Origin of the sequence: Chryseobacterium sp. 22458 (assembly GCF_052044975.1) — a bacterium.
GTDB lineage: Bacteria > Bacteroidota > Bacteroidia > Flavobacteriales > Weeksellaceae > Chryseobacterium.
The window spans coordinates 1,080,332-1,103,857 of sequence record NZ_JBQEOA010000001.1; the positions used below are offsets into that span (position 1 = coordinate 1,080,332).

27 protein-coding genes are annotated in these 23,526 nt (G+C 37.0%); 12 read left to right on the forward strand and 15 right to left on the reverse strand.

Translation table 11 applies throughout. The annotated features are described in order from the left end of the window. Positions 1-371: 371 nt before the first annotated feature. Positions 372-767: a VOC family protein gene (locus ACTJJF_RS04750; protein ID WP_440698855.1), complete on the reverse strand. Its 396-nt coding sequence runs from the start codon at positions 765-767 to the stop codon at positions 372-374. 164 nt (positions 768-931) lie between these two features. On the opposite strand from ACTJJF_RS04750, the gene ACTJJF_RS04755 reads away from it, so the two are divergent. From ACTJJF_RS04755 to ACTJJF_RS04770, 4 genes are all read left to right on the forward strand, one after another. Further along, entirely contained in the window at positions 932-1,450 is a 519-nt protein-coding gene (locus tag ACTJJF_RS04755; protein ID WP_440698856.1) for a hypothetical protein, read from the forward strand. A 29-nt stretch (positions 1,451-1,479) separates the two neighbouring features. After that, positions 1,480-2,073, forward strand: a complete 594-nt coding sequence (locus ACTJJF_RS04760; protein ID WP_440698857.1) for a hypothetical protein — start codon at positions 1,480-1,482, stop codon at positions 2,071-2,073. A gap of 610 nt (positions 2,074-2,683) precedes the next feature. After that, on the forward strand, positions 2,684-3,412 hold the full coding sequence (locus tag ACTJJF_RS04765; protein ID WP_440698858.1) for a hypothetical protein: 729 nt from the start codon (positions 2,684-2,686) through the stop codon (positions 3,410-3,412). A gap of 53 nt (positions 3,413-3,465) precedes the next feature. After that, the gene (locus tag ACTJJF_RS04770; protein WP_440698859.1) at positions 3,466-4,194 is read left to right on the forward strand and encodes a hypothetical protein; all 729 of its coding nucleotides are present in this window, start codon (positions 3,466-3,468) and stop codon (positions 4,192-4,194) included. 140 nt (positions 4,195-4,334) lie between these two features. Here the strand turns inward: ACTJJF_RS04770 and ACTJJF_RS04775 are convergent, their stop codons facing one another. Continuing rightward, a complete protein-coding gene (locus ACTJJF_RS04775) occupies positions 4,335-4,619 on the reverse strand; it encodes a bacteriocin-like protein (protein WP_312306007.1) in 285 nt (94 codons plus the stop codon). Positions 4,620-5,055: 436 nt separating this feature from the next. Between ACTJJF_RS04775 and ACTJJF_RS04780 the strand changes: the two genes are divergently transcribed. Beyond that, positions 5,056-5,841, forward strand: coding sequence for an XRE family transcriptional regulator (locus ACTJJF_RS04780; RefSeq protein ID WP_440698860.1), 786 nt, complete (start codon positions 5,056-5,058; stop codon positions 5,839-5,841). Between the two features lie 50 nt (positions 5,842-5,891). On the opposite strand, the gene xth is transcribed toward ACTJJF_RS04780, so the two are convergent. The 4 genes from xth to ACTJJF_RS04800 form a co-directional block, all read right to left on the reverse strand. Continuing rightward, entirely contained in the window at positions 5,892-6,665 is a 774-nt protein-coding gene (gene xth / locus ACTJJF_RS04785) for an exodeoxyribonuclease III (protein WP_440698861.1), read from the reverse strand. Between the two features lie 166 nt (positions 6,666-6,831). After that, positions 6,832-7,647, reverse strand: coding sequence for a ferritin-like domain-containing protein (locus ACTJJF_RS04790; protein ID WP_440698862.1), 816 nt, complete (start codon positions 7,645-7,647; stop codon positions 6,832-6,834). Positions 7,648-7,671: 24 nt separating this feature from the next. After that, positions 7,672-8,382 carry a ferritin-like domain-containing protein gene (locus tag ACTJJF_RS04795; RefSeq protein ID WP_312304863.1) on the reverse strand — a complete coding sequence of 237 codons (711 nt, stop codon included), beginning with the start codon at positions 8,380-8,382 and terminating at the stop codon, positions 7,672-7,674. 82 nt (positions 8,383-8,464) lie between these two features. After that, a complete protein-coding gene (locus ACTJJF_RS04800) occupies positions 8,465-9,034 on the reverse strand; it encodes a fasciclin domain-containing protein (protein WP_440698863.1) in 570 nt (189 codons plus the stop codon). Positions 9,035-9,344: 310 nt separating this feature from the next. Here ACTJJF_RS04800 and ACTJJF_RS04805 point away from each other — a divergent pair, with 310 nt between their 5' ends. Together ACTJJF_RS04805 and ACTJJF_RS04810 are read left to right on the forward strand one after the other, a co-directional pair. Further along, a complete protein-coding gene (locus ACTJJF_RS04805) occupies positions 9,345-9,857 on the forward strand; it encodes an RNA polymerase sigma factor (RefSeq protein ID WP_440698864.1) in 513 nt (170 codons plus the stop codon). Position 9,858: 1 nt separating this feature from the next. Continuing rightward, a complete protein-coding gene (locus ACTJJF_RS04810) occupies positions 9,859-10,680 on the forward strand; it encodes an anti-sigma factor (RefSeq protein WP_440698865.1) in 822 nt (273 codons plus the stop codon). Positions 10,681-10,807: 127 nt separating this feature from the next. Here the strand turns inward: ACTJJF_RS04810 and ACTJJF_RS04815 are convergent, their stop codons facing one another. After that, entirely contained in the window at positions 10,808-13,180 is a 2,373-nt protein-coding gene (locus ACTJJF_RS04815; RefSeq protein ID WP_440698866.1) for a TonB-dependent receptor domain-containing protein, read from the reverse strand. 207 nt (positions 13,181-13,387) lie between these two features. Between ACTJJF_RS04815 and ACTJJF_RS04820 the strand changes: the two genes are divergently transcribed. Together ACTJJF_RS04820 and ACTJJF_RS04825 are read left to right on the forward strand one after the other, a co-directional pair. Further along, complete coding sequence (locus ACTJJF_RS04820) at positions 13,388-14,458, forward strand: sensor histidine kinase (protein WP_440698867.1); 1,071 nt, start codon at positions 13,388-13,390, stop codon at positions 14,456-14,458. Then, positions 14,459-15,169 carry a LytR/AlgR family response regulator transcription factor gene (locus ACTJJF_RS04825; protein WP_312304875.1) on the forward strand — a complete coding sequence of 237 codons (711 nt, stop codon included), beginning with the start codon at positions 14,459-14,461 and terminating at the stop codon, positions 15,167-15,169. It begins immediately after the preceding gene. A 147-nt stretch (positions 15,170-15,316) separates the two neighbouring features. Here ACTJJF_RS04825 and ACTJJF_RS04830 read toward each other — a convergent pair whose 3' ends face one another. Both ACTJJF_RS04830 and ACTJJF_RS04835 read right to left on the reverse strand, forming a co-directional pair. Further along, positions 15,317-16,519, reverse strand: a complete 1,203-nt coding sequence (locus ACTJJF_RS04830) for a GTP-binding protein (protein WP_440698868.1) — start codon at positions 16,517-16,519, stop codon at positions 15,317-15,319. 4 nt (positions 16,520-16,523) lie between these two features. Then, on the reverse strand, positions 16,524-16,862 hold the full coding sequence (locus ACTJJF_RS04835; protein ID WP_312304878.1) for a MerC domain-containing protein: 339 nt from the start codon (positions 16,860-16,862) through the stop codon (positions 16,524-16,526). An 87-nt stretch (positions 16,863-16,949) separates the two neighbouring features. On the opposite strand from ACTJJF_RS04835, the gene ACTJJF_RS04840 reads away from it, so the two are divergent. Both ACTJJF_RS04840 and ACTJJF_RS04845 read left to right on the forward strand, forming a co-directional pair. Then, positions 16,950-17,339, forward strand: a complete 390-nt coding sequence (locus ACTJJF_RS04840; RefSeq protein WP_440698869.1) for a Fur family transcriptional regulator — start codon at positions 16,950-16,952, stop codon at positions 17,337-17,339. A gap of 96 nt (positions 17,340-17,435) precedes the next feature. Further along, positions 17,436-18,212 carry a hypothetical protein gene (locus ACTJJF_RS04845; RefSeq protein ID WP_440698870.1) on the forward strand — a complete coding sequence of 259 codons (777 nt, stop codon included), beginning with the start codon at positions 17,436-17,438 and terminating at the stop codon, positions 18,210-18,212. A 93-nt stretch (positions 18,213-18,305) separates the two neighbouring features. On the opposite strand, the gene ACTJJF_RS04850 is transcribed toward ACTJJF_RS04845, so the two are convergent. The 3 genes from ACTJJF_RS04850 to ACTJJF_RS04860 all read right to left on the reverse strand — a co-directional run bounded on the left by ACTJJF_RS04850 (position 18,306) and on the right by ACTJJF_RS04860 (position 19,780). Beyond that, positions 18,306-18,791, reverse strand: a complete 486-nt coding sequence (locus ACTJJF_RS04850) for a hypothetical protein (protein WP_312304885.1) — start codon at positions 18,789-18,791, stop codon at positions 18,306-18,308. A 94-nt stretch (positions 18,792-18,885) separates the two neighbouring features. Next, positions 18,886-19,371, reverse strand: coding sequence for a hypothetical protein (locus ACTJJF_RS04855; protein ID WP_440698871.1), 486 nt, complete (start codon positions 19,369-19,371; stop codon positions 18,886-18,888). 43 nt (positions 19,372-19,414) lie between these two features. Further along, positions 19,415-19,780, reverse strand: a complete 366-nt coding sequence (locus tag ACTJJF_RS04860; RefSeq protein ID WP_440698872.1) for a hypothetical protein — start codon at positions 19,778-19,780, stop codon at positions 19,415-19,417. Between the two features lie 217 nt (positions 19,781-19,997). Between ACTJJF_RS04860 and ACTJJF_RS04865 the strand changes: the two genes are divergently transcribed. Beyond that, entirely contained in the window at positions 19,998-20,495 is a 498-nt protein-coding gene (locus tag ACTJJF_RS04865; RefSeq protein WP_440698873.1) for a hypothetical protein, read from the forward strand. A gap of 72 nt (positions 20,496-20,567) precedes the next feature. Here ACTJJF_RS04865 and ACTJJF_RS04870 read toward each other — a convergent pair whose 3' ends face one another. The 3 genes from ACTJJF_RS04870 to ACTJJF_RS04880 form a co-directional block, all read right to left on the reverse strand. Next, positions 20,568-20,795 (reverse strand): hypothetical protein, encoded by a 228-nt coding sequence (locus tag ACTJJF_RS04870; RefSeq protein ID WP_312304895.1) that lies wholly within the window; start codon positions 20,793-20,795, stop codon positions 20,568-20,570. 101 nt (positions 20,796-20,896) lie between these two features. Next, positions 20,897-21,376, reverse strand: a complete 480-nt coding sequence (locus tag ACTJJF_RS04875) for an NUDIX hydrolase (protein WP_440698874.1) — start codon at positions 21,374-21,376, stop codon at positions 20,897-20,899. 632 nt (positions 21,377-22,008) lie between these two features. Then, positions 22,009-23,526, reverse strand: a complete 1,518-nt coding sequence (locus tag ACTJJF_RS04880; RefSeq protein ID WP_440698875.1) for a TSUP family transporter — start codon at positions 23,524-23,526, stop codon at positions 22,009-22,011.

Genomic DNA, 23,526 nt, shown 5'->3' on the forward strand with positions numbered 1-23,526 from the left:
GTGTTGTTTTTTTTTCGTCGCGGGGCCACCCTCCCCCCGAAACTCTTTATGATAAGCAAAGTATTTTTGCTTTTTTATTCAAAGATTTTAAATTCAGTTAAGGTTCAAATCAATTTGAATGAAGCATTACCCTTAAGAATATCTTAGATATTTCCCTTAATAAACTTAACAACTTAATTTCTTCTTAATGGTTCAAAAATCTAATGTTTCCATTTAAAAATCTTATAAAAAAATCAAAAAAAGACTTTAGAGTTCAAAAAATTGATAAAAGCCCAAAAAAGCCGTATTTTCCCATCCTCAACCTATACTATCTGTTTGAAATTAACGTGGATTTATGGGCAAAAATGCACTTTAATCAAATTTCAGGATTTTTACATCTTAAAGACATTAAATTTATGTCCATCCGGGTCGGCAAAGACAAAACCATAATAATTGTTGCCAAAACTTTCAGGTTCTGAAACTAGTGTTCCTCCGGCATTTTTAATTTCTGCAGCCCATTGATCTACCTGATCATTGTTTTCTGCAGAAAGGGTAAATATGATTTCATTCGACGTTTGAGAATCTCCGAAGGCCACATTTTTCACATTTTTTTCAAGGATATTTTTCAGAAAGAAATGGATCACAAAATTATTATCTCCGAAGAAAAAACTTACTAACTCGCTAGAAGTGTGAGGATTGTTGGGAATACATCCTATGGCTTCATAAAACTTTTGGGTGCGTTCCAGGTTGGTAACTGCCAGATTGGCCCAGATCATTTTGGGTTTCATATAATTCTATTTTTTGGTTAAAGTAAAATTAATTCCTTTTAGAAGGATAAACATTGCCATGTGACAAGATTTTGTATTTTTAATGGACAGAAAGAAATAAATGGGAAAAGTACCTGAGATATTTGTCAAATGATTTAACATAATATATTGAGACTGAATTCATAATGAAATTAAGAGATGAAATAGAACCCGATTTTGAAACAGCAGAAAAGCGGTATCCGGAAGTATTAAAGCTTATTTTAGACTATACAGAGTGGTGCGATGAGCATGGTGATGAGGATTCTGTTGAATATAAAAAGCTGGAAGACAGGCTTCATAGCATAACCGGGAAAGATATATCTCAGTTTAACCTTTGGGAATGGTGGGAAGGTGACGGAGCAGAAAACCTTGCATTTAGCATTAGTCTGCCTGAACCGGAAATCGTAAACAATCTTACAAAAGATGAAGTGGCTGAAATTGTGAGACGTTTAAAGACTTTTGAAATTTTGGATGCTGAGAATGGAGCATTTAAATCGCTGTTTTACAATTATATATGTTTTGGAAGTGATTTTTATCCAAAATTCCTGAAAATGAATGGATTAGCATATGATATTAAGTTGTTTCAGAGCCATAAAGATAAAAACGGAAACTATTTTGAATTCAGCCGGGAAGAAATTACAGATCAGCTGTGGAATGGGAAATAATTCACTAAAAGGATATTAAAAAAGTAAGAATGAATGAGCAGATTATAAAGAGAATCAATATTTTAGGAGGAAATACAGATGCCGTAAGTAATGATAAAAGCTTTGCAGAAAACTGGCAGAGCATCAGGTTTGATCATCATCTTTATGATAAAGATTGGGATGTATACGGGATTGATGCATTTTATGAGTCACATAAAGATGTATATGAGAAAGATTCCGGCAAGTTTTATGAGAATCTGCTGGAGCATTATTTTTCTGATCATGAGTTGCCGTACGGGCAATATTTTTTCAGGAATTGGATTTTCACGCCATTTAAAGAAAATACAGACGATTATGAAGAGCTTGACGGGCTTGTAGAAGAACATGAAATCCGTGAAGTTGTGGAAGGCACTGAGATGGAATTTATATGTTTATTTTATTTCTATGGCTATCCGGATCATTTTTTTATATGCCTGTCAGATCCTGATCCGTCTAATCCGACTGTTTATAGTACAGACCATGAAGTGTATTTTCAGGAGATTGAAAACGAAGGAAGCCTGGAGAAATTTTTAGATCGGTTTATGACCAAAGAAGAATTCCAGGAAGTCGTTAAAACATATCTGGAAGGAAAATATGGTAAATAACGGATTCTGAGCGATTAGGTATACTCCATAATTGATTATTATTTTTCCTATAATTTATATTATGTTAAATTGAATATGTTTCTTACTTTCTGTTTCTGATCAAGAACATTTTAAAACTACATCCTACTGTAAAGTTAGCAGTCAATCCTGTTTTAATGATTATTCTATATTTCCGATTTTCAGAAATAAATTTCTTTCTCCTTCAGGTTAAATCTGTTATGAACTAGATTTTAATTTGATGATATTGTACATCAGTTTCTCAATACGATCATGATTATACTCATATATCATTATTACTTAGGATTATAGAATTAATAAGCTTTATAAATTAAAATCAATATGACATATTTTCTATTTGTATAATATTTTATAATTTGATCGACAATTATTTGGTTAAATTTTAATAAATCAATAGATTTGCATTAAAATTACACAATGGAAAAATATTATTTCTGTCCCAGGACTGGGATACATCTGGGCAAATCTGTCCCGTAAAGCACTAAGAATCCCTTACATACTTGAATAATGGCAACAGAATAAATCATCTGTAACCTGCCTCAAACACAGATTCTATCTAAACACAAATTAAAATCTCCTTAAATAAAAAATTATGAAAAAAAGAATTTCGGCTTTTGGTCTATTAATCTCTGCTCTGAGTTTTGCTCAGGTTGGCATTAACACCACTAATCCCCAGACTATACTTCATGTAGACGGGGCTAAAGATAATGCTGCAACGGGTGCCCCTACGGCAGCGCAGCAGCTGAATGATTTTGTTGTCACTTCAGCTGGAAATGTTGGGATCGGTACTATAACTCCTCAAAAGAAACTAGACATTAACGCCAATAATGCGAGTTTAAGAATTACTAACCTTCCGGAGCAAATTTCTAATGACCAGGACTTTCTGACCATTAATAACGTGAATGGTGATGTGGTGGCAGCGAGATATGTCTATACAACAAGTATTACAATACCTGCCGGAACCAACGGCACTGTTACCATTCCTTCCAGTGCAACTATTCCTAATGGAATGCTGGTAATCAAGTCCAATAACACCTGTGGAGTGAATATGATTACGAATTTTATTTATTCAGACATTTCTTTGGGATATGCTACAGCTATTGCAGGAAGTGTTGTAGGCTCCTCCTCTATTGCACCTATCCCCGGTGGTGGTGGCGGTTCCGGAGTGTGGTCAGTTAAGTTTGCAGGCATGGCTACCTGTGGTACAGGCAATAGTACTCAGTTTGATTATACAGTATCCAAACCTACGGCAAGCAGCTATCTGATTGTGAATAACGGGAATGTAGAACGAACTTATTCATTAACTATTTTCCGTCTGTAATCTCCTGATGTTTAAAGGATCATTGCTATAATGATCGGTTAAAAAATTAAATTATGAAGAAATTATTTATAATACTTTACGGATTTCTCTTTACTGCCGGTTATGCCCAGTTGGGGATTAATACAACGAGTGTACAGGGAGTATTTCATGTAGATGCCGGGAAAGATAATCCTGCCTCAGGCAATCCTTCAGCGGCACAGCAGCTCAATGACTTTGTAGCATCATCGGCTGGAAATGTGGGAGTGGGGAAAACCAATCCCCAGAGAAAACTGGATATAGAAGCCAACAACCAGCCACTGAGCATTCAGAATTTACTGCACCAGGTGCCTGCAGATCATAATATCCTTGTAAGAGATGAAATCACCGGAGATGTTGTTTCTGCTAAATACAGTTACACTGTAACCAGTGTAGGTATACCTGCCGGGGGCAGCGCTACCGTGACAATACCTTCTAATATTAATATTCCGTCCGGAATGCTGATTATCAGAGCAGGTAATTCATGTGGAAGAACAATGATTTCCACCTATATTTACTCTGATATGTCATTGGGATACCAAAGTTCGGTAGCAAGAGATAAAGTAGGAATCGTTACCAGTTCTTCAGGAGGTGCAGGTGCATCGGTAAGCTGGGGTGTTAAGTTTCCCAACGTTACTGGTTGTGCAGATGGAGGAAATGCTACCCAGTTTGACTACACTCTGGTAAAGACTGCAGCTGATACTTATAGGATTACCAATAATGGAAATATTGGCAAAGCGTATACTGTTACAGTATTCAGACTATAGCCTTACAATTAAAGATAAATAATAAATGCCGGAATTTTCACTCCGGCATTTTTGATAGGAAATGAAATTAATTATCATTCCACAAAAAAACCGCTCTGAAAAGAGCGGTATACTTTTTTAACTTTTAATGGGACTGCCGACTAGCAAGTAGTACCACACTCTAGTAATCTGATGTGGATCACACCGTTGATTACACACTGTGTCTGGCAAAGAGCGTTTCCTACAACGGTACCTACACCGCCAACTACTCCACCTACTGTAGAACCTACACCGTTAACAACACCGCCAACGATTGTTCCTACACCACCTAATACACCGCCAACTACTCCACCTAGTCCTCCGATCAATCCTCCGATTGGATCAAGAAGTCCTTCACCTGAAATAGTTTTTAGCTCGTTTCTGTCTAATTTTTTTAAGTTTTTCATAACTATAATTTTATATGATTATTACATCACGAATATATGAATAATTATAATAACTACATATTATTTCGAATAAAATAATCAAATATTTTTATAATTTAATATTTCATTAATATAAAGGTGTTTTTATGAAAATATCATTATTGTGTATATCTGTTTGATTTTCTAAATGTTAAAAAATATAACTCAATTTGTCAAAATTGGAGTTAATATTTTACATCAAATATTGTTTTTATATGATTAATCTTCAATGCCTTCAAAAAATAATCATAAAGGCTATAAAAAGGCTTCAGCGCCACAAAAATTTACACCGGAAAATGGGTTAAATTCTGAAAATTTAAAAATATCGGATCAATTTATCCATTTATTAAGGTAAAACCTGCTCTGATCATTGATCACGAAAATCAAATTTTGTATTTTTGCTGACATACTTTTATCAATGTCAATTTTTTCAAATAATATACGCTTCTTAAGAGCAAGGAGAAAACTCTCCCAACAAAACGTAGCTGATGAACTTACAATTTCCCGGGTACGGTATTCTAAATATGAGAACGGGATCTCTGAGCCACCCATTGAGCTGCTGATCAGGATCTCCAAATATTTCCATGTAAGTATTGACCTTCTGCTGTCGGTAGATATTGAGAAATACCCGATGGATGAGATGCTGAAGCTTCCGGATAACAGGATCGTCCTTCCGGTTGCTGTAGACAATCATGGGAATGATACCATAGAAATTATTCCCCAGAAAGCATCTATGGGATATCTGGAAGGCTATAGTGATGTAGAATATATTGAAGGGCTTCAAAGAATTGCTCTTCCTTTCCTTACCAATGGGAAATACAGAGCTTTCCCGGCAGATGGAGATTCTATGCCGCCGTTCAGAAACGGTTCTTATATTGTAGGAAAATATGTAGAGGGAATCAGTGAACTGAAACCCGGTAAAACCTATGTATTCGTTACTTTAAATGATGGGATTACCTATAAACGTTTCAAAGAACAAAAAGAGAATGCAATCTGTGTAAGTGCAGACAATTCCTTCTATGAGCCTTATGACATCCCTTTCGAAGAAGTGGTGGAAATCTGGCAGTATGCTTCTGGAATTTTCCCGGAAGATTTTGAACCGGGAGATTATGAAAGCTATAATTTTAAAGAAATGTTCCGTGAATTGAGACAGGACATCAAGGATCTGGACCGCAAGGTTTCAGGCCGCAGAAAGAAAGCTTAGTTATTTGTATCTATAATTTATTATAAGGGCTGGTAAAATATATCAGTCCTTTATTTTTTTAATTCAATCCATACGGGAGCATGATCGCTGCTTTTTTCCCATCCCCGTACATGCACATCTACTCCACCTGATTCTAATCGTGGGCTGAGATAAGGACTCAATAAAATATGATCAAGCCTCATTCCTGCATTGCGGTCATAAGCTTTATATAAGTAATCCCAGAATGTATAGATCTGTTCCTCAGGATAAAGGGCCCGGATAGAATCCAGCCAGCCTTTTTTCTGCAATTCTCTAAAGGCTTTCCTTACTTCTTTTCTGTACAGTGCGTCATTCTCCCAGCGTTCAGGTTTGTAGACATCCTTCGGTTCCGGAATGATATTAAAATCACCGATCAGAATAGCCGGAAGCTCCATGCTGATCAACTGATTGGTCCGTCTTTTAAATCGTTTGATCCATGAGAGTTTATAATCAAATTTTGGTCCCGGATAAGGATTGCCGTTGGGAAGGTACAGACAGCAGATCACCATTTGATCGATAATTGCTTCTATATACCGGCTCTGAAGGTCTTCAGAATCACCTGGAAGTGACCGTTGTACTTCCGTAATTTCCAGATTTTTTGAGAGAATGGCTACCCCGTTCCAGCTTTTCTGTCCATTCCAGATGGCCTGATAACCGGCAGCATTGATTTCTTTTAAAGGAAAACGTTCCTGTGGAGCTTTCAGTTCCTGAAGACAGACGATATCCGGAGCTGCTTCTTTGAGCCATTGCAGTAAAACCGGAAGCCGGCCGTTGATTCCATTAACGTTGTAAGTGGCTATTTTCATGGTAAATAAATTGGTCCTGGTATGTGGATTCCGGCAATAATTATTCCATATGACTGATGAATGTCGGATTGTGTGTTTTTTTAATGCCTGAAGATTATTTTGAAAAAAGTCCATTTCCGGCAAATCCGGAAATGGACTCACCACTTCACCATCATCCATATCACAACTAAACTATGAAAAGGGAAGCAATAGCCTGTGCATCACTTCCTGTTAAAATTTCATCATAAGCTGCAGAACCTGCTGCTGTTCCAAATAAAGTTCCTGTATTATACCCTGCCTGGTTCACATTGTCTTCTCCGGCATACACAGGATTGGTTGCTGACGGCATATTTCCCCCGTTAGCTAGTTCAATCCATCCTTTATTGGCTCTCATTCTTCTTACCTGTGAAGCATGTCTGGCTTCAACAGAATGAATCTGAAGGGCTGCCTGAAGTACGACTTTATTCGACATTACATTTCCTGCCTGCCCTTTATAAGCCCGTACCCCGGTGTCTTCAAAAGCCTGCGCAAGAGTGAGAAACTGATTATAATCTGTAAAAGGAGTAAAACTACCATTGGCGGTAAAGTCGAAAGTAGGCTTACTTCCCGGAGTGGTTCCTAAAGAAGTCAGTGTACTTTTCAGAAAGCTGACATGGGCTGATTCATGTTTGGAGATCTGCATGAAGACCGTTCTGTCACCATTGGGAATAAGTCCTGGTGTGGATAATCCTATAGCATAATATTCATTTTCCAGATATTCCAGAACCAGTGCCAGCTGTAAAGCATCTGTAAGTGTACTTTTTAAGGCAGCACCTGTGGTTGCTGTTATCGTGGTTTCTGCTTTGGCTGGAGTTGCCATCAATGTTCCTAATCCAAGTGGTACTGCTGCTACTGCTGCTTTTTTTCCGAATAATGAGATATTCGTAAGAGTTTCAAGTCTTGATGCCTCCGTTGTGAAAAATTTATCATGGGAAAGCTTATCCAGTAATCGAAGAATATTCATAATATGAGTTTTAAGGGTGAATGATTAGATGATACCTCTTTCTTTCCAGGTAAAAGGTGTTTTAATGAATGCTCCGGCAGCCATTACAATATCTTTCGGTTCTTTTGCAAGGTCAAGCCCGTTAGCATCTATTACATCATCTCCTGAAAAATCTGCAGATCCGGGATTGATCAGATTCCTGATTGCAGAAGCATGTCTGGCTTCAACCGAAACTATTTTACCGGCAATAACCAGATAAGTTGGATTGGAAATATATTTTCCGGCGCCGTTATAAGCTGCCACTCCTGTATCTTCTAATGCTTTTGCAGTAGCCAGTACTGAATTCCGGTCATTAAAATTCACATTCGGGTACTGAAATTCCAGCTTGGGAAGGACATGGTCTGTAGCACCGCTGATGGCTACTTTAAAGAAATCCCTGTGTATTACTTCATGATGATAAAGGTCTGTAAAAACTTCTTTTTCAATGCTGGAAATTCCTGTATAGAAGTTATTAACTACTTTCGTGTAAAAGTCTGCTTCCAGTTGCTCCAGTGCATAGGCATAATTTAAAATACCCACATCTCCTGTTCCAAGATCATATTTTGATTCTTCCATCATCTGAAAGTCATCGTTGTCATCACAGCCTATTATGGTAAGGCCTGCGATGGCTAGCCCTACTCCGCTTAATTTTAGAAAATTTCTTCTGCTGGTATCAAGGTTTGCTCCCGCATTAGATACCTGAACTGTTCTTTTCATATGATTATTTTTTTTAGTGTTCGGATTAATAGGAAATAAGATAAAAAGCATATTTCAGTATACTGTTTATCCTGATCAATTATTAAGGCATTAAAACCGTATCGATGACATGGATCACTCCATTAGACTGGTTTACGTCTGCAATAGTTACTTTGGCACTGTTTCCCTTAGCATCTTTTATGTAGAGGTCTTTTCCTTTAGTCCAGAAAATAAGTTCTTCGCCCTGTACTGTTTTCATCATGCTTTTTCCGTTTCCAGCTTTTACAGCAGCCCAGATTTCTTTAGCACTGTATCTTCCGGGAAGTACATGGTACGTTAATATGCTAGTGAGTATTGCCTTATTTTCAGGCTTTACCAGGTTTTCAACTGTTCCTTTTGGAAGTTTTGCAAAAGCAGCGTCTGTAGGTGCCAATACAGTAAAAGGACCCGCTCCCTGTAATGTTTCTACCAGACCTGCAGCCTTTACCGCTGCTACAAGTGTTTTGTGGTCTTTAGAATTTATGGCGTTTTCAATAATATTTTTGGATGGATACATTGGAGCTCCTCCTACCATTACTGTCTTTTCTTTCATCGTTTGTGCAGTTACCTTCCCGCTGAAAGCAAATGATAAAACTATCATTGCTAAAACTGTGATTCTTGAATGTGTGTTCATTGCGTTGATTTTTAGTTAATTATATTGAATGTGTTTTTAAAATCATTTACGAGGCTGGTTTTATTTTAGATTGAAAAAAAACAAAATAAATTATAACTATCTGATTTGTAGTGTATTATTTTTATTGAAAAATAAAATTTAACTCCTGAAATCTAATTTTCATATTGAATATTTTTCAGTAATTTTCAGGAAAACATATACGAAATAAAAGATATTTCGGATTTTGATGGGTATATGATTTATTTTATTACATTTGACCTGAAAAATAAAAGCTATTAAAACAACCTATTCGGAAGACGAACTTATCGTTTTGCTAAAAGAAAAAAACGAAACTGGTTTTCATTATCTGTATGACCACTATTCCGGTGCGTTGTACGGGATCATTCTCCGGATCGTTCAGTCTAAAGAATATACTGAGGAAGTTATTCAGGATGTTTTTGTTAAAATATGGAACTCTATTCATCAGTATGACGCTTCCAAAGGAAGGTTTTACACATGGATGATCAATATTGCAAGAAATACGGCAATTGATTATTTAAAATCCAAAAGTTTTCAGAATGAGCTTAAAAACCAATCACTACCGGATTTCGTATATAATACTGCAGAACTTTCAACGGTCAATAATACATCCGATTATATTGGATTTGATAATGTGCTTGAAAGTCTGGAAGAAGATAAACAGGAGCTTCTGAATCTTGCTTATTATCAGGGATATACCCAGAATGAAATATCCGAAAAACTGAAAATACCGCTGGGAACGGTAAAAACGAAAATGCGGAATGCACTGATGAAATTAAAAGATTTGCTAAAAGACTATCAATAAATTGAACACTAAAGAATACATATCATCCGGAATTATAGAATCTTATATTCTTGGCCATGCTTCTCCTGAAGAGGCAGGGATTTTGGAGTGTGTGATGAAAAATAATGCTGAGGTAAAAGCAGCTTTTGAGGAGACACAGAAAACTTTGGAAGACCTCGCAACAGCACAGGCTGTAACTCCTCCGAGGGATTTGAAATCTAAAATCTGGAACAGAATTCAGCAGGAGCAGGTTGTTGAAGAAGTTCCTCCTGCTCTTTCAGCAGATATTCCTGAACCAAAACAACATAAGGAAAATATACAACAGGAGAAAATACAGAAAAACACATCCTGGAAAACGTATGCAATAGCTGCATCTGTACTGTTTCTTGTAAGTGTTGCCGGAAACGTATACTGGATGAATACCCAATCTGACAATCAAAAAGAAATAGCTTTAATGGCAGCTGATAAAAAACAACAGGATCAGGCTATGGAAAAAATGAACCGGAAAATTAATATGTTTTCCAATCCTGATATGCAGATGGTGATACTAAAGGGTGTAGAAAAACATACAGAAGCCAAAGCCATGGTTTTCTGGAACAAAAAAACAAAAGAAGTATATCTGAATGCGGAAAAACTTCCTAAAGCTCCTGAAGGAATGCAGTATCAGCTCTGGGCTATTGAAGACGGCCAGCCTGTAAGCGCAGGAATGTACACTGAAGATAAAGACAGCAGAATTGCTCTGGCTAATATTTCGAAAGCGCAGGCTTTTGCCATCACACTCGAAAAAGAAGGCGGAAGTAAAACTCCTACTATGGAAAATATGTTTGTAATGGGAGAAATTTAAAATCTTCTATAAATCAAAAAAAGCAAGGCAGACACTATCATTCCGCCTTGCAGGTTTCAGGTAAATCAGATACGGAAAATAACAATGTCCTTGTAGAATAAGTTGATGATCCGTTTCTTATAATACTTTAATTTTCTTCCGGTAAACGATCCTTATCTCCCTTTTTTCTATTGAAACGATAGCTGGCAGTCAGGTTGATGATTCTCCCTACTCCATATGCTGTGGACTGCAGCTGATAATCAGGTGTATTAAGTTCCTGTCTTTCAATCAGAGAATTAAATATATTGTTAAAGGCAATACTAAGAGTCATTTTCTCTTTAAACAGATCTTTGCTCACGGCTACATTCAATTTATATACCGGTTTATTTACAGACTGTATATCCTGAAAGCTGCTTCTGTAAGTAAATACAGACTCTATAGCAAGATTTTTGGGTAGTTTCATCCTTGAATTGAGCTGTGCTGTCCACATTTCGTCCTTCGATCCATATTCCTTCCCTTCAAACTTTCCTTGCTGTCTGAAGCCGTAATAATTGAAATTCAGTGCCAGATTCCACCAACCGAATGGTTTGTATGTAGAGGATACTTCCAGCCCGTATCTTTCTTCATGATCCAGATTGACCGGTGTGCGCAGAAAATTTCCGTCTTCCGTCTGCTGCAGGACATACTGGAAGTAATTGGCGGTGTTTTTGTAATAAACAGAAGGAGTAATCGTAAATTTATTGATTTTACTGAGCACTGAAAATTCTAATGAATGGGTATAAGTGGGATTAAGATCCGGATTTCCAATGGTAAGGTTGCGCAGGTCTGAAAGTCCTCCGAAAGGGTTAAGCTGCCAGAACCCGGGCCTGTCTATTCTCCGGCTGTAGCTGAGCTGTAAAATCGTATTTTCCTTTAATGCATATCCTAAATGAGCAGTAGGAAAAAAATCTATGTACTGTTTATTATTGGTGAAAATACCGGCCCGGTCAGAAATTCTGATGATGGAAAATTCTGAACGTAATCCTAATAAATAGCTCCATTTATTAATTTTATTCCCCCATTGCATATAAGCTCCTACTAAATTTTCGTTGTAATTTAATTTATTATTATACTGCTGTAATAAAATATCGTCTGATACAGTCTGATAATCACTTTTTATGGCCCGGAAATCTCCTCTTATTCCTGCTTCAAGTTTACTGTTATTTTTTTCATATACATAATCACTCTGAACGAAAATATCATTGCTGCTTTCTATATTTCGGGTAACCAGTTTAGGTGCTGACACCTGGGAAGGCAATAATCTGTACTGATTAATGTTTTGGTTTTCATCATCATTCCAGAAATCATAGCGTAGGCTTGTGGTCCAGGTTTTTCCTTTTTGCTCAAAGTTTTTCACATAATTCAGTTCCAGCTGGTTGTACTTTTTGGGTTCCCTGTAATGCTCATAACGATGGATCAGGCTGTCCTGCACATTCAACTGGTTAAAGTAATTGTATTGATAATCAATGTGATTGTTGATGATCAGGGTGCTGTGGTAGAAACTTCCGGTCAGTGTATTTTTATCATTGATGTAATAATCCCCGCCTACATAGAAATTATAAGCCTGGTCACGCCTGTTGGTCACATTGTTCTGGAGGAGCAGATTTTTCACACCATTCTTCAGAGTGGTCTGATTTCTGTCTTCTTTAATGTGAAGATTTCTGAAGCGGGTTCCTATATTACCGAACAGATTGAATTTTTCTTTTTTATAGCTGAAATTTATATTTCCGTTATAGTTGGCGGGATCTCCTACTCCGGCCTGTATAGAGCTGTTTAAGCCTGATAAAGTATTCTTCTTTAATATGATATTGATGATTCCTGCATTGCCCTGAGCTTCATATTTTGCGGAAGGATTGGTGATTACTTCTATTTTTTCTATCTGGCTGGCCGGGATTTGTTCCAGGCCGTTATTCAGGGAGATTACAGAAGGTTTACCATCGATCAGTATCCTTACTCCTGAATTTCCTCTCAGGCTCACAGCTCCATTCACATCTACGTTTACTGACGGAACATTGTTTAAGACGTCATTGGCACTTCCACCTTTAGCCAGAAGATCTTTTCCTGTATAGAATACCTTTTTATCGAGATTCAGGGAGAGACCGGATTTTTCTCCGGAAACCGTTACTGTTTCTAGGAGCTGATAATTTTCATTTAAAAAGAGATCTCCAAGATCAAGATCTTTCGTTACTGATTGGTTGTTCAATGTAACAGGTTTGAAAGTACTGAAATCTATGGAGATATTCCACTCACCTGCTTCCGTCTGCATTTCAAACGCTCCACTTTTATTGGTCTTACTGCTTTGCTTCTTGTCAGGATTCTGAACTGAAGACAGGCTTATTAAAGCATTTTCCAACGGTAAATGAGTTTGCCGGTTCAGTACCCTGCCTTTAATTATGACTGTTTTAATGACCTGAGCGGTTACTGTATTTTGCAGGATACAAAACATCAGGATAATCATTATTGTAATCTTTTTAGCTTTCATTATTTTAAGAATTTCATGCTGCGAAGATGTAGTATTATTGTTTTCAAAATTATTTGTGATGCCGGATAGCTTTCATTGGCATGCTGATGGTTTCTGTAACGATGTAAACCTGTTTCGTCTTCAGTTTTGATGTATTGGTATTTATATTCAGAGTATTCATCTTTACCTGTGATTATTATTTCAATGAAATGGTATATTTGATGCGAAATGTCGATTTTAGAAAAAGCAATACGTTACAGTACGGTTTACCGTGTTTCCAGCCATCTCCTGTTTTGGCTGGTGGTGTTTATTGTTCCTCAGTATCAGGAAGGAACCAGCCTTCGGGATATGCTCATTGAGAATACATTTTATCTGTCTTTCTATATGATGGCTTCCTATTTTGTGGCGTATATCATTATTCCAAAGTTGCTGAAGGGTGATCATTATATTGTTGTCATGCTGTGGTTTATAATCGGGAGTTATGCAATCAGCGCTTTTTCAAGGATTATGGTAGTGCACGTCATGGAGCCGCTTATAAGAAAACCACCATTTGAGCAGGAATCTGTAGTGGAAATCCTTACAGACATCAGAAAGCTGGTAGTTATCTATTTCCTTCAGAACTTTTCGCTGGCCTGGATTTTTGGATTCATTAAACTGGTGAAAGATCAGTACATCGTAAAGCAGCGGACATTGTGGCTGGAGAAAGAAAAGACCAAAGCAGAGCTTACTGCTCTGAAGGCCCAGCTCAATCCTCATTTTTTATTCAATACCCTGAATAATATTTATGCATTGTCATTGGCCAACTCTCCTGTAACATCACCTTCGATCGCCGGGTTGTCAGAAATTTTAGACCATGTATTATATCGTTGCAACGGCAGTTTTGTTCCGGTTTCCACAGAAATCAAACTGCTGGAAAACTATATTGAGCTTGAAAAATTAAGATATGATGAACGTCTGATGATCAATTTTAAGCATCATATTGATGAAGATCTGGATATTGTGCCTCTCATTCTGCTGTCTATTGTAGAAAATGCTTTTAAACATGGCGCCGGTGAAGATATCGGAAATCCGGTTATTGATATCAAGCTTCTGCTGAATAAAGGAAATTTTCATTTCAGGGTGTCCAATACATTTACCGCTAAAGAGCATGATGATTCAAATGATAAAATCGGCCTGGATAATATATATAAACAGCTGGAACTTGTTTATCCTGGGAACCATGAATTTAAAACCTTTATTCATGAAAGTACTTTTGTAACTTTACTGTCAATAACGGACCTTAGAATTAATAAAGCTTAGATGATGAAAATAAGATGTCTTTTAGTGGATGATGAACCTTTGGCTATCCAGCTGTTGAAAGGTCACCTGGAAAAACTGGATATGTTTGAAGTAACCGCTACCTGCAACAATGCCATCAAAGCACTGGAAGTATTGAGAACGGAAACCATAGACCTTGTTTTCCTGGATATTAAAATGCCCAAAATCTCCGGGATTGATTTTTTAAAAACACTCAAAAATCCTCCGGCGGTAGTGATTACCACAGCTTACCGTGAATATGCCTTAGAAGGATATGATCTGGATATTGTGGATTATCTTTTGAAACCTATTACTTTTGACCGTTTTTTCAAAGCTATAGACCGTTATTTGAGAACCGTTCAGGTACAGCCCTTACAACCGGCAGCATCTGTTGACGAACAGTATATTTATATCAGATCCGGTGGAAAATTCCATAAACTCTATATTGAAGATATTTTATATGTGGAAAGTTTTAAAGACTATATAACCATTCACTGTACCCATCAAAAAATAGTCACCAAATACAAGATCAGTGATATGGAACAGGAGCTGAAACCTTATCGTTTTTTACGTATTCACAGATCTTTTATTATTAATCAAAGAAAAATAACCGCATTTACAGTTAATGATATAGAAATCGGAAAACAGGAACTTCCGATTGGAACCAATTATAAAGAATATGTCTTTCAGGCGTTGAAAAGCAATACACTGTAAGCTTTCAGAAAAAAACAAGACGGAAAAAATATCCGCCTTGTCTCAAACCTGTTAAAAATGTAAAATATGTGTATGAAAAAAATGTGTGTAATTATCTATGGATAGCTTTCATCATTATATGTCTTTCACATAAATAAAAAGCTCATTTTAAATATTTTTGGGAAAAGGATCTTCAAAACTTTGTTTTTTATCAAACAGTTCTTTTTCCCGCTCATTGATAAGACAATCCTGGAGATCGGCTAGCATCTGATCCTTATCAAGATTTTGTCCGATAAAGACAAGCTCATTGACTCTATCTCCCCAATTTTTATCCCATATGTTCTCTATGAATTCCTGGTTTTCTGCAAATGAAGCATAATGCATCCTATGGCTCATTGGCATACTGCACCACCAGACTCCTGCTTTTTCCAAACGGAAAGATCCCCCGGCCTGAGAAAAATTCAGGGCATCATCCGGTCTTGAAGCCAGCCAGAATAAACCTTTCGCTCTGATAATTCCCTCAGGATACTGATGATTAAGGAAATTCCATAGCCTCATAGGATGAAAAGGCCTCTGCTCTCTGAACACCAGTGAGCTGATTCCATATTCTTCTGTTTCAGGAGTATGATGACCGGCCTGAAGCTCCTTTTGCCAGCCGGCAGAAGTCTGGGCTTTATCAAAATCGAAAAGTTTTGTATTTAAAATCTTTTGCAGATCAACCTTTCCAAACTCTGACTGAAGAATGATGGCATCAGGATTCAGTTTTTTGACAGCAGCTTTTAGAAAACCCAGTGTTTCAGCATCAATCAGATCTGTCTTATTGAGAACGATAACATTGGCAAACTCAATCTGGTCAGTCAGAAGGTTAACAATGGTTCGGTAATCTCCTTCCATATCAGTAAGGTGGCGGTCTGCAAGCAACTCATTCGAACCAAAATCTTTCATAAAATTAAAACAGTCCACCACCGTTACCATGGTATCTATATAGCTGAAACGGGAAAGATCAATTCCGCTTTCCTCATCAATGTAGGTGAAGGTTTGGGCTACAGGAACAGGTTCGCTGATCCCGGTACTTTCGATCAGCAGATAGTCAAAACGGTTTTCAAGCGCTAGGCGTTCCACTTCTGTCATGAGGTCTTCCCTAAGGGTACAGCAGATGCAGCCATTACTCATTTCTACCAGTTTTTCTTCCGTTCTTGAAAGTGTATTCTGGTTTTCTATCAGACGTGCATCAATATTGATTTCGCTCATATCATTCACTATGACGGCTACTTTCAAGCCTTGTTTATTGTGAAGGATATGGTTCAGCAGAGTGGTTTTTCCGGCTCCCAGAAAGCCACTGAGTACCGTTACAGGCAGTTTTTGAGTCATAGATTTAATGTTGATGATTTTTAAAATTGATGATATGTCCTGTAATGAGTCCTGCAGCTCCAGCATAGATCAGGGGAAGATGGAAATCAAAGATCAGATCTGTCATCACAGAAATGAATATCAGGGTAATAGACAGCCAAAATAACAGCTTCAGTTTCCGGTTTTTTGTTTTTTTAGTGACATTGATAACAACAATGGCTCCAATGATCAGAAAAGCCAGGTCAATATAGGGGTTGTGTGATATTCCAAGAGGAATAATAAGCAATAATGGAAATACAATGCAATGAATCAGGCATAAAACAGCAGCGGAGATTCCTACAGCATCAAGAATTTTTGATTTCATAAACGCAGGGATTTAATTTTCTTATTGTAACTTTGTTGCAAAAGTAAATATAAAAAACTAAATAACGCAACTTTGTTGCATTAAAATATGAAACAAGTCAGAAATACGCATGCAAAAACGGAAATTTTAAACCTGATCAATGACTCAGACGTAGCACTTACCCACTCTGATATTCAGAAGAAGCTTGGAGAACTTTGCAATAGAGTGACTATTTACCGTGTACTGGAAAGGCTTGAAAATGAAGGAGCTATTCATAAAATAGTCAACGTAGACGGTGTGGTGAACTTTGCAAAATGCAGCGGAAAATGTACCCATGAAGAACATTTTCATAACCATGTTCATTTCAATTGCAAAAAATGTCATTCAGTAACATGTATTGAAAATGCAATCCCGGAAATTAGCCTACCGGAACACTTTATTGCTGAGGAATATAATTTTATCATCAGTGGTATCTGCCCGAAATGCAGTAATGCTTAGACTTTGGCCAACCAACAAGTGTATTTCGATAATTATAATGGGTTCAAAGCTACTTATTACTTTATTCTTGCATTTTATCACTATTAAACATTTAAAATGGAAAATATAACTCAGATTTTCAATACTGCTAAAGCTGAATTTAAAAAATCAAATGCTTCTGAACAATCTGTAGAGCAACTTTACGATCTGATTTATCTTTTACAAAAACAAAACAGGAATTTTGAAGAAGATTATATCCTTGCACAGCTTTATACCCTTGTAGGAAACCGGTCTGCTGCTATTGAAGTGATAAAATCAGGAGAGATACCGGCCAACAAGAATGAAGCTGCCCAATTAGAAAAATTGCTTTCAGATCTTGAGAAGAATATATACAATGTAAAACTTTATAAGGATTTACGGGAGGCAAAACTTGTTAAACCTGCGACCCAGTTATATTGGGATGATATTCTAATTCCCGGGCAAGGTGAGGACGATTATTTTAAAATTACAATATCAGACACAGTAAAGTACATTGTTGTAGCCAATAAGAATCTTGAAAATAATGACCATAATCTTGCTATTTTCGTAAGTAATACATTACAAAAATCTATTGAATCAGATTGGGTATACAAACTTATATCCCAGATAGAATGGTTAGGGAAAATAGAGAATGACCTGATTGATTTTTATAACAGGTCCGATTTTGATAATAAAATGGAGAACGTTGGAAAACGATGGTTTGACGGATTGGACATAATGGATGTATCTATTTATATTGAGAATGATGAAACCATTGTAACTGACATTACTTTTTCAGATTATTTCCTGAGTGATATAGGAATAAGTTTTAGCCTTAAAGATCAGGCAATAGTTTATGTAGAATATGGCTGCTAAGAGAATATAATATCAGCATGATGAGACAATATGCCTTTTGACAATAAAAAAACCTCCTTACAAATCTAAGGAGGTTTTATTTTTTTATATCTGCTATAAAGGCGAGATATAGACTTCTATTTTGGTTCCGTCATAGTTGAAGGTTCCATCTTCATTTTTCTTTCCTAAAACCCATTTCATATCCACAGGCACAGACCATGCAGATCCCAGAGAGAATCCGTTTACAGAACGGATATCATTCATATGCCCTGTAGTAATGGCTGAATGGAAGAATGTTTTATCAACAAGTCTGTAGAAGCCGATAGCTTTTCCTTTTGGGATAATGGAATATCCGTCCCATTTATCGCCTCCGAAATAATTAAACTTGTTTAGCCATCCCTGTCCTACAGACACGGCAAGCTCTGAAGGACTTATTTTTGCACCATACATATAAAGTGCATAGGCTACTACATCATGACATACTCCGCTGTTGTATTTTGAAATGTTTTCTGATCCTGCAAGCAGCGCATTGGCCACAGGTTTCCTTTCTGATGAATCTAACTGAGCCTTCCTGGCTCCTTCTGGTGTAATGAATGACATATTAATAATTTTTTGGTGTACGTAAAGATAATGTTTTTAAATTAAATGCTTCAGGCACCGCTTCTTTATCATATAAACAAACCGCAAATAAAATTTAGTGGGTCTGGTTCCGGTTCAGAGAATCCATTTCCCGTTTAATCCTGATCCAGTTGATGCTGTCTAATGTATGAAGTTCTTTATCAAAATCCTGTTTCCAGTTCTTTCCCAGTTTCTTTTCAAGGCTTTCAAAATACAGCTCATTTGAAGCCTGATACTGCTTCTTCAGGTTTTTCATGCTGTCTGTAATTTCACATCCGGCTTCAATGCGTTCATAGCATAAACCCCATTTTTTGACCAGGCTGTCAATAGCATCATAAGCTCCTACGGGAGGAAGTTCACCATATCGGAAATCTTTCCAGCAAAGAGAATCTGTAGTTTTTGCAGACTTTTGGGAAGTTTTGGTTACAGCGGCAGGATCAGGTTTACAGGAAATAAAAACCATCAATAAACAGATAAAAGAGCTATTCATAGGCTTAAAAGATACGGGAAACCTAAACTTTCTTTCAATGTTTTTAACAAAACGAATATTGAGCTTTTTCATGATAATAATTTAATAATTGGAAGAATATTCAGATCTATTCTCGTTAAACCGGTGATCGTTCATTGATAAATTCCAAAAGGCGTTTTCTCGTAATGATCTGATTCCCCTGATAAAATTCATCAGCATCCAGCCGGGCCAGAGATGCCGTGGACTGTGAAGAAAGCCATTTTACAAATGAATTTCTGCTTTTAAATACCTGAGGAAACGAAAACTCTATTCCGTCATATAATTCGCCATAAAGGAAATGCTGTTCTGTGCTGTAGCTCATGGCCATACCGCAATAATCACGATGGCGGTATCCCAGAAAGAAACCTTTTTCCAGCTTATCGGCTACCTGCTCTGCTATTTCGGTACCAAACACTTCAGTATCAGACTCCAAAACAGATAAAAAGTCTTCAGAATTTGTCATGCTATGTGATTTGAAATTGTATTTTCTAAATGTAATAAAAAATAAGATCGGTATGATTTAAAATTACATTACTGCCCTTCAAAACTGCAGGAAAATAACAGATATTCCGGAGTTATTGTTATTCAGAATCTGTATAAATTCCATCCAAATCATGCTATTCCGTTGGGTAAAGCAAATAAAAATATTATTTTCGCCCAAAAAAAGACAAAGACCAATTATGCCGACTGATGCTTCACACAAGCTGATACCGATGACTACTTTCGTTATTGAATATTATTCGAACGAAGGATATGCCGATCTTCAGATATTAAGTTTGATGAAGAACTATGCGAATTTTCTGAAACAATCCCTTCATCTGGGGATGTTTGTTCCTGTAGATGAAAACGGAAACGTATTGAAAGAGCCTAAGAATTACATTTCATGGAAATCGCTTGAACATAATGACGGAAAAAGTACTACTACAGCCGGTTTTGAAGAATATGCAGAATATCAGAAAGCTGAACAGCATTGTATGTTTGAAGGCTTTAAAGTAGATTACAATGGCTATTCAAAGGTTAGGATTGTGGCTTCGTATGATCCTTCCATAGAATTGTCCTTCAATAAAACCGACCTGTTGCCGGCTGGGTTTGACGATGTGGAATCGCTTACTGTTTTTGATGATATTTACCTGACATCAAATGCCTTACAAGTGATCGGTATCAAAGTGAAATTATAAATTGACCGTAAATAATACAAAATAAAAATGCCTTTATCAAATACTGATAAAGGCATTTTAAATTCAATAATTTTATCTGACACATTCTCCGTTACGGCAGGAATAACCTGCAGGACACAGCCCATTGATACAAGGCCCCGCAACATCCGGATAACATCTTTCATCTGCTCTACAATGTGAATGCGGAGGGCATAAAGAAATAAGGTTCCCCAGGCAGACTCCTACAGGAAGAGGAAGGTTCAATTCTATCCCGAGTTCTCCAGTAATGTTTTTCAAAGATTTTCTGTTTAATTTTTTCATGGTTCTGGTTTTAAGTGTTACGGATTAAAAGTAAGCACTTTTCATGGCATCTGATTCAGTATTTATACGCTAAATATGAGGAATTAATTAAAATAACAACCTCATTTATTCAATCGTTCTTCCAGTTCCATGATCAGGGCAAGCTGTGCAGCGTTGATCTTTTTTCTGGCTTCTGCGGAGATAAACCATTCCCATTGATCTACTTCCGGAACGTCAATCATTTTCCCGGATTTAGGAGGCCATTCCATAGAAAAAGTATTGCTGTAAAGACCGGAAGTTTCAAGATCTCCTTCCCGAGCCCATGCATAAACTGTTTTTCCTCCTTTCTGTTTGACAGGCTGCAATTCGGTAAATATCCCTTCCGTTAAGGCTGTTCCGGTTTCTTCCTGAAATTCGGTGAGGGCACGCTCTAAGGGATCCTCATGGGGAAGTATTTCTCCTTTCGGAATAGACCATGCTCCTTCATCTTTATTTTTCCAGAATGGTCCGCCGGGATGTACCAGAAAATAATAAAAATCATTTTTTTCTTTCTTAAACAGTAAAATACCGGCACTTGTTTTCATAGGATTAAAGTTAGACATTTTTTCCATTAAGAAATTGAAGGTAAAATCAAGATTTTCAAATGCAGTTAACTATATTTTTAAACCATTAAGAAGAGTTAAGGTATTAAGGTAAGTTAAGATGAAAATCAAAGATTTTTTAAGTTGTAATTCTTAAAGCGAAATTCTGTCTTAATATTCTTATCTTCTTAACCACTTCTTAATGGTTTAAAAGAAGAAAATCAGAGATTTTCAAACCTTAAGTGTACTTTCTATACGCAAAGCTTGTCACTTCAAATAACTTAATTGTTCAGGATTTTTGTGATTTTTTAAAACACTTTAGTTCACTTAAGAAGTTTAAAAATGATCCTGCATAATTTCAGTACACTTAAGATGAAAATCAAAGATTTTCATGAAACTTCTGTGCGCTTATCAACGGTCTGCATGTCACTTAAAATACTTAAGTGTTCAAAAACTTTTGTGACTTTGTGGTTAAACTATATTTTTATAGCCGAATTTAGATTCCTAACTGAATGATAAAAGTACAACAGAAGTAATATACAATAAAAAAAAACAGAGATTTCAAACTTACGTGGGACTTCTGTGCGCAAAGCTTTTCACTTTAAATAACTTAAGTGTTCAAAAAACTTTTGTGATTTTTGTGGTTAAACCATTTATAAAAACAGCGATTTGACAATAGTAACCATACTCATCAGGATCACCACTATTCCAACTACCACAAACATCTTTCTGGTGGGAAGTTTTGAGGTAAGCATCGCAGAAAACGGCGCTGTAAAAACACCTCCCAGCAGAAGACCTAATACAATATTCCAATGGTGGATTCCGATGGTGAAGATAAAGGTGACGGCACTGGTGACAGTCAGTAAAAACTTAGCCACTGTTGAGCTGCCTACCACATACCGGGGAATCCTTCCCTCTTTGATCAGTGTTCCCGTTACCAATGGCCCCCAGCCACCGCCTGCAAAGGAATCTATGAAGCCTCCGATGAATCCCAATACTCTCAGGTTGGTCCTGCGCTTGCTTTTTACAGCATTCCTTTTTTTGTCTTTGAATGCATTTTTAAGGATATTGAGTCCAAGATATAGCGTATAACATGCAATAACAGGTTTTACAATATGGGCATAATGTTCTCCGTAATGTGATAAAGTTAAGGCTCCGATAATAGAACCAACGATAGCGAGCGGAAACAAAACCCAAACCATTTTCTTATTAACATTTCCCAGTTTATAATGACTGAATCCTCCGGCTGCAGTGGTGAAAGATTCTGCGGAATGAATGCTTGCACTCACAACCGGAGGCGGTACATTCAGCAAGAGCAGGATGGTTGTACAGATAACGCCATAGCCCATTCCCATTGATCCGGCTACAATTTCTGCCATAAAACCGGCAAACAGCATCCAGTAAAAAATATGACCGTCTTTACTGAGAAACTGCTGAATGTCACCGGAAAGATTGAACTGGTACACTACAAGCCCGAATATTCCGAAGAAAATCATCAATCCTATGATTGCCAGGTAAATATTGGCTCTTCTCTGGGCTGTTTTAGTAATATTGATCAGCTTTTCGATCTCCAGATCCGGTTTTGGAGAAGGCGTTCCGTCAGACAGGTATTGTGTGGTGATTTTATTCAGTTCTCTGACCTTATAATCGAAATCTCCTTTCAGCTGTTGGCGGATGTTCTGCATATTGTCCAGAACAAGATCCATTTCGTCCGGGATGGCTTCTGTGAATGTCTCTCTTAACCGTTTGGCAATGGTAGGAGATTTTCCGTTGGTAGAGATAGCAATTTTAAGGCTTCCTTTTTTTACAACAGATCCTAAATAAAAATCACATAAATCAGGTTTATCTGCAATATTTACCAGTACATTCCTCTGCTGTGCTTTTGTCCGGATCTCTGTTGCCAATTCAATATCATTAACGGCTATAATAGCCAGGTCGATATCGTTAAAATCATGATCATGATAAGCTCTTTCATAGAGTTTGATATCCGGAAATTGATTTTGAAGCTCCCTTATTTCTGGAATAATCTCTCTGGCGACCAGTTTTATAGAGGTTTCCGGAGAATTGCCAAGTACGGATTCTAATTTTTCGAGTGCCACTTTGCCCCCTCCGATGATAAGCAGAGAAAGAGTTTCCAGTTTTAAAAATACGGGGTATAATGAATTACTCAT

What these genes read in the sequence shown, in the direction of transcription:
- ACTJJF_RS04750 (WP_440698855.1), bottom strand. Translation starts at nt 767, where the DNA reads ATGAAACCCAAAATGATCTGGGCCAATCTGGCAGTTACCAACCTGGAA.
- ACTJJF_RS04755 (WP_440698856.1), top strand. Translation starts at nt 932, where the DNA reads ATGAAATTAAGAGATGAAATAGAACCCGATTTTGAAACAGCAGAAAAG.
- ACTJJF_RS04760 (WP_440698857.1), top strand. Translation starts at nt 1,480, where the DNA reads ATGAATGAGCAGATTATAAAGAGAATCAATATTTTAGGAGGAAATACA.
- ACTJJF_RS04765 (WP_440698858.1), top strand. Translation starts at nt 2,684, where the DNA reads ATGAAAAAAAGAATTTCGGCTTTTGGTCTATTAATCTCTGCTCTGAGT.
- ACTJJF_RS04770 (WP_440698859.1), top strand. Translation starts at nt 3,466, where the DNA reads ATGAAGAAATTATTTATAATACTTTACGGATTTCTCTTTACTGCCGGT.
- ACTJJF_RS04775 (WP_312306007.1), bottom strand. Translation starts at nt 4,619, where the DNA reads ATGAAAAACTTAAAAAAATTAGACAGAAACGAGCTAAAAACTATTTCA.
- ACTJJF_RS04780 (WP_440698860.1), top strand. Translation starts at nt 5,056, where the DNA reads ATGTCAATTTTTTCAAATAATATACGCTTCTTAAGAGCAAGGAGAAAA.
- xth (WP_440698861.1), bottom strand. Translation starts at nt 6,665, where the DNA reads ATGAAAATAGCCACTTACAACGTTAATGGAATCAACGGCCGGCTTCCG.
- ACTJJF_RS04790 (WP_440698862.1), bottom strand. Translation starts at nt 7,647, where the DNA reads ATGAATATTCTTCGATTACTGGATAAGCTTTCCCATGATAAATTTTTC.
- ACTJJF_RS04795 (WP_312304863.1), bottom strand. Translation starts at nt 8,382, where the DNA reads ATGAAAAGAACAGTTCAGGTATCTAATGCGGGAGCAAACCTTGATACC.
- ACTJJF_RS04800 (WP_440698863.1), bottom strand. Translation starts at nt 9,034, where the DNA reads ATGAACACACATTCAAGAATCACAGTTTTAGCAATGATAGTTTTATCA.
- ACTJJF_RS04815 (WP_440698866.1), bottom strand. Translation starts at nt 13,180, where the DNA reads ATGAAAGCTAAAAAGATTACAATAATGATTATCCTGATGTTTTGTATC.
- ACTJJF_RS04820 (WP_440698867.1), top strand. Translation starts at nt 13,388, where the DNA reads ATGTCGATTTTAGAAAAAGCAATACGTTACAGTACGGTTTACCGTGTT.
- ACTJJF_RS04825 (WP_312304875.1), top strand. Translation starts at nt 14,459, where the DNA reads ATGATGAAAATAAGATGTCTTTTAGTGGATGATGAACCTTTGGCTATC.
- ACTJJF_RS04830 (WP_440698868.1), bottom strand. Translation starts at nt 16,519, where the DNA reads ATGACTCAAAAACTGCCTGTAACGGTACTCAGTGGCTTTCTGGGAGCC.
- ACTJJF_RS04835 (WP_312304878.1), bottom strand. Translation starts at nt 16,862, where the DNA reads ATGAAATCAAAAATTCTTGATGCTGTAGGAATCTCCGCTGCTGTTTTA.
- ACTJJF_RS04840 (WP_440698869.1), top strand. Translation starts at nt 16,950, where the DNA reads ATGAAACAAGTCAGAAATACGCATGCAAAAACGGAAATTTTAAACCTG.
- ACTJJF_RS04845 (WP_440698870.1), top strand. Translation starts at nt 17,436, where the DNA reads ATGGAAAATATAACTCAGATTTTCAATACTGCTAAAGCTGAATTTAAA.
- ACTJJF_RS04850 (WP_312304885.1), bottom strand. Translation starts at nt 18,791, where the DNA reads ATGTCATTCATTACACCAGAAGGAGCCAGGAAGGCTCAGTTAGATTCA.
- ACTJJF_RS04855 (WP_440698871.1), bottom strand. Translation starts at nt 19,371, where the DNA reads ATGAAAAAGCTCAATATTCGTTTTGTTAAAAACATTGAAAGAAAGTTT.
- ACTJJF_RS04860 (WP_440698872.1), bottom strand. Translation starts at nt 19,780, where the DNA reads ATGACAAATTCTGAAGACTTTTTATCTGTTTTGGAGTCTGATACTGAA.
- ACTJJF_RS04865 (WP_440698873.1), top strand. Translation starts at nt 19,998, where the DNA reads ATGCCGACTGATGCTTCACACAAGCTGATACCGATGACTACTTTCGTT.
- ACTJJF_RS04870 (WP_312304895.1), bottom strand. Translation starts at nt 20,795, where the DNA reads ATGAAAAAATTAAACAGAAAATCTTTGAAAAACATTACTGGAGAACTC.
- ACTJJF_RS04875 (WP_440698874.1), bottom strand. Translation starts at nt 21,376, where the DNA reads ATGTCTAACTTTAATCCTATGAAAACAAGTGCCGGTATTTTACTGTTT.
- ACTJJF_RS04880 (WP_440698875.1), bottom strand. Translation starts at nt 23,526, where the DNA reads ATGAGTAATTCATTATACCCCGTATTTTTAAAACTGGAAACTCTTTCT.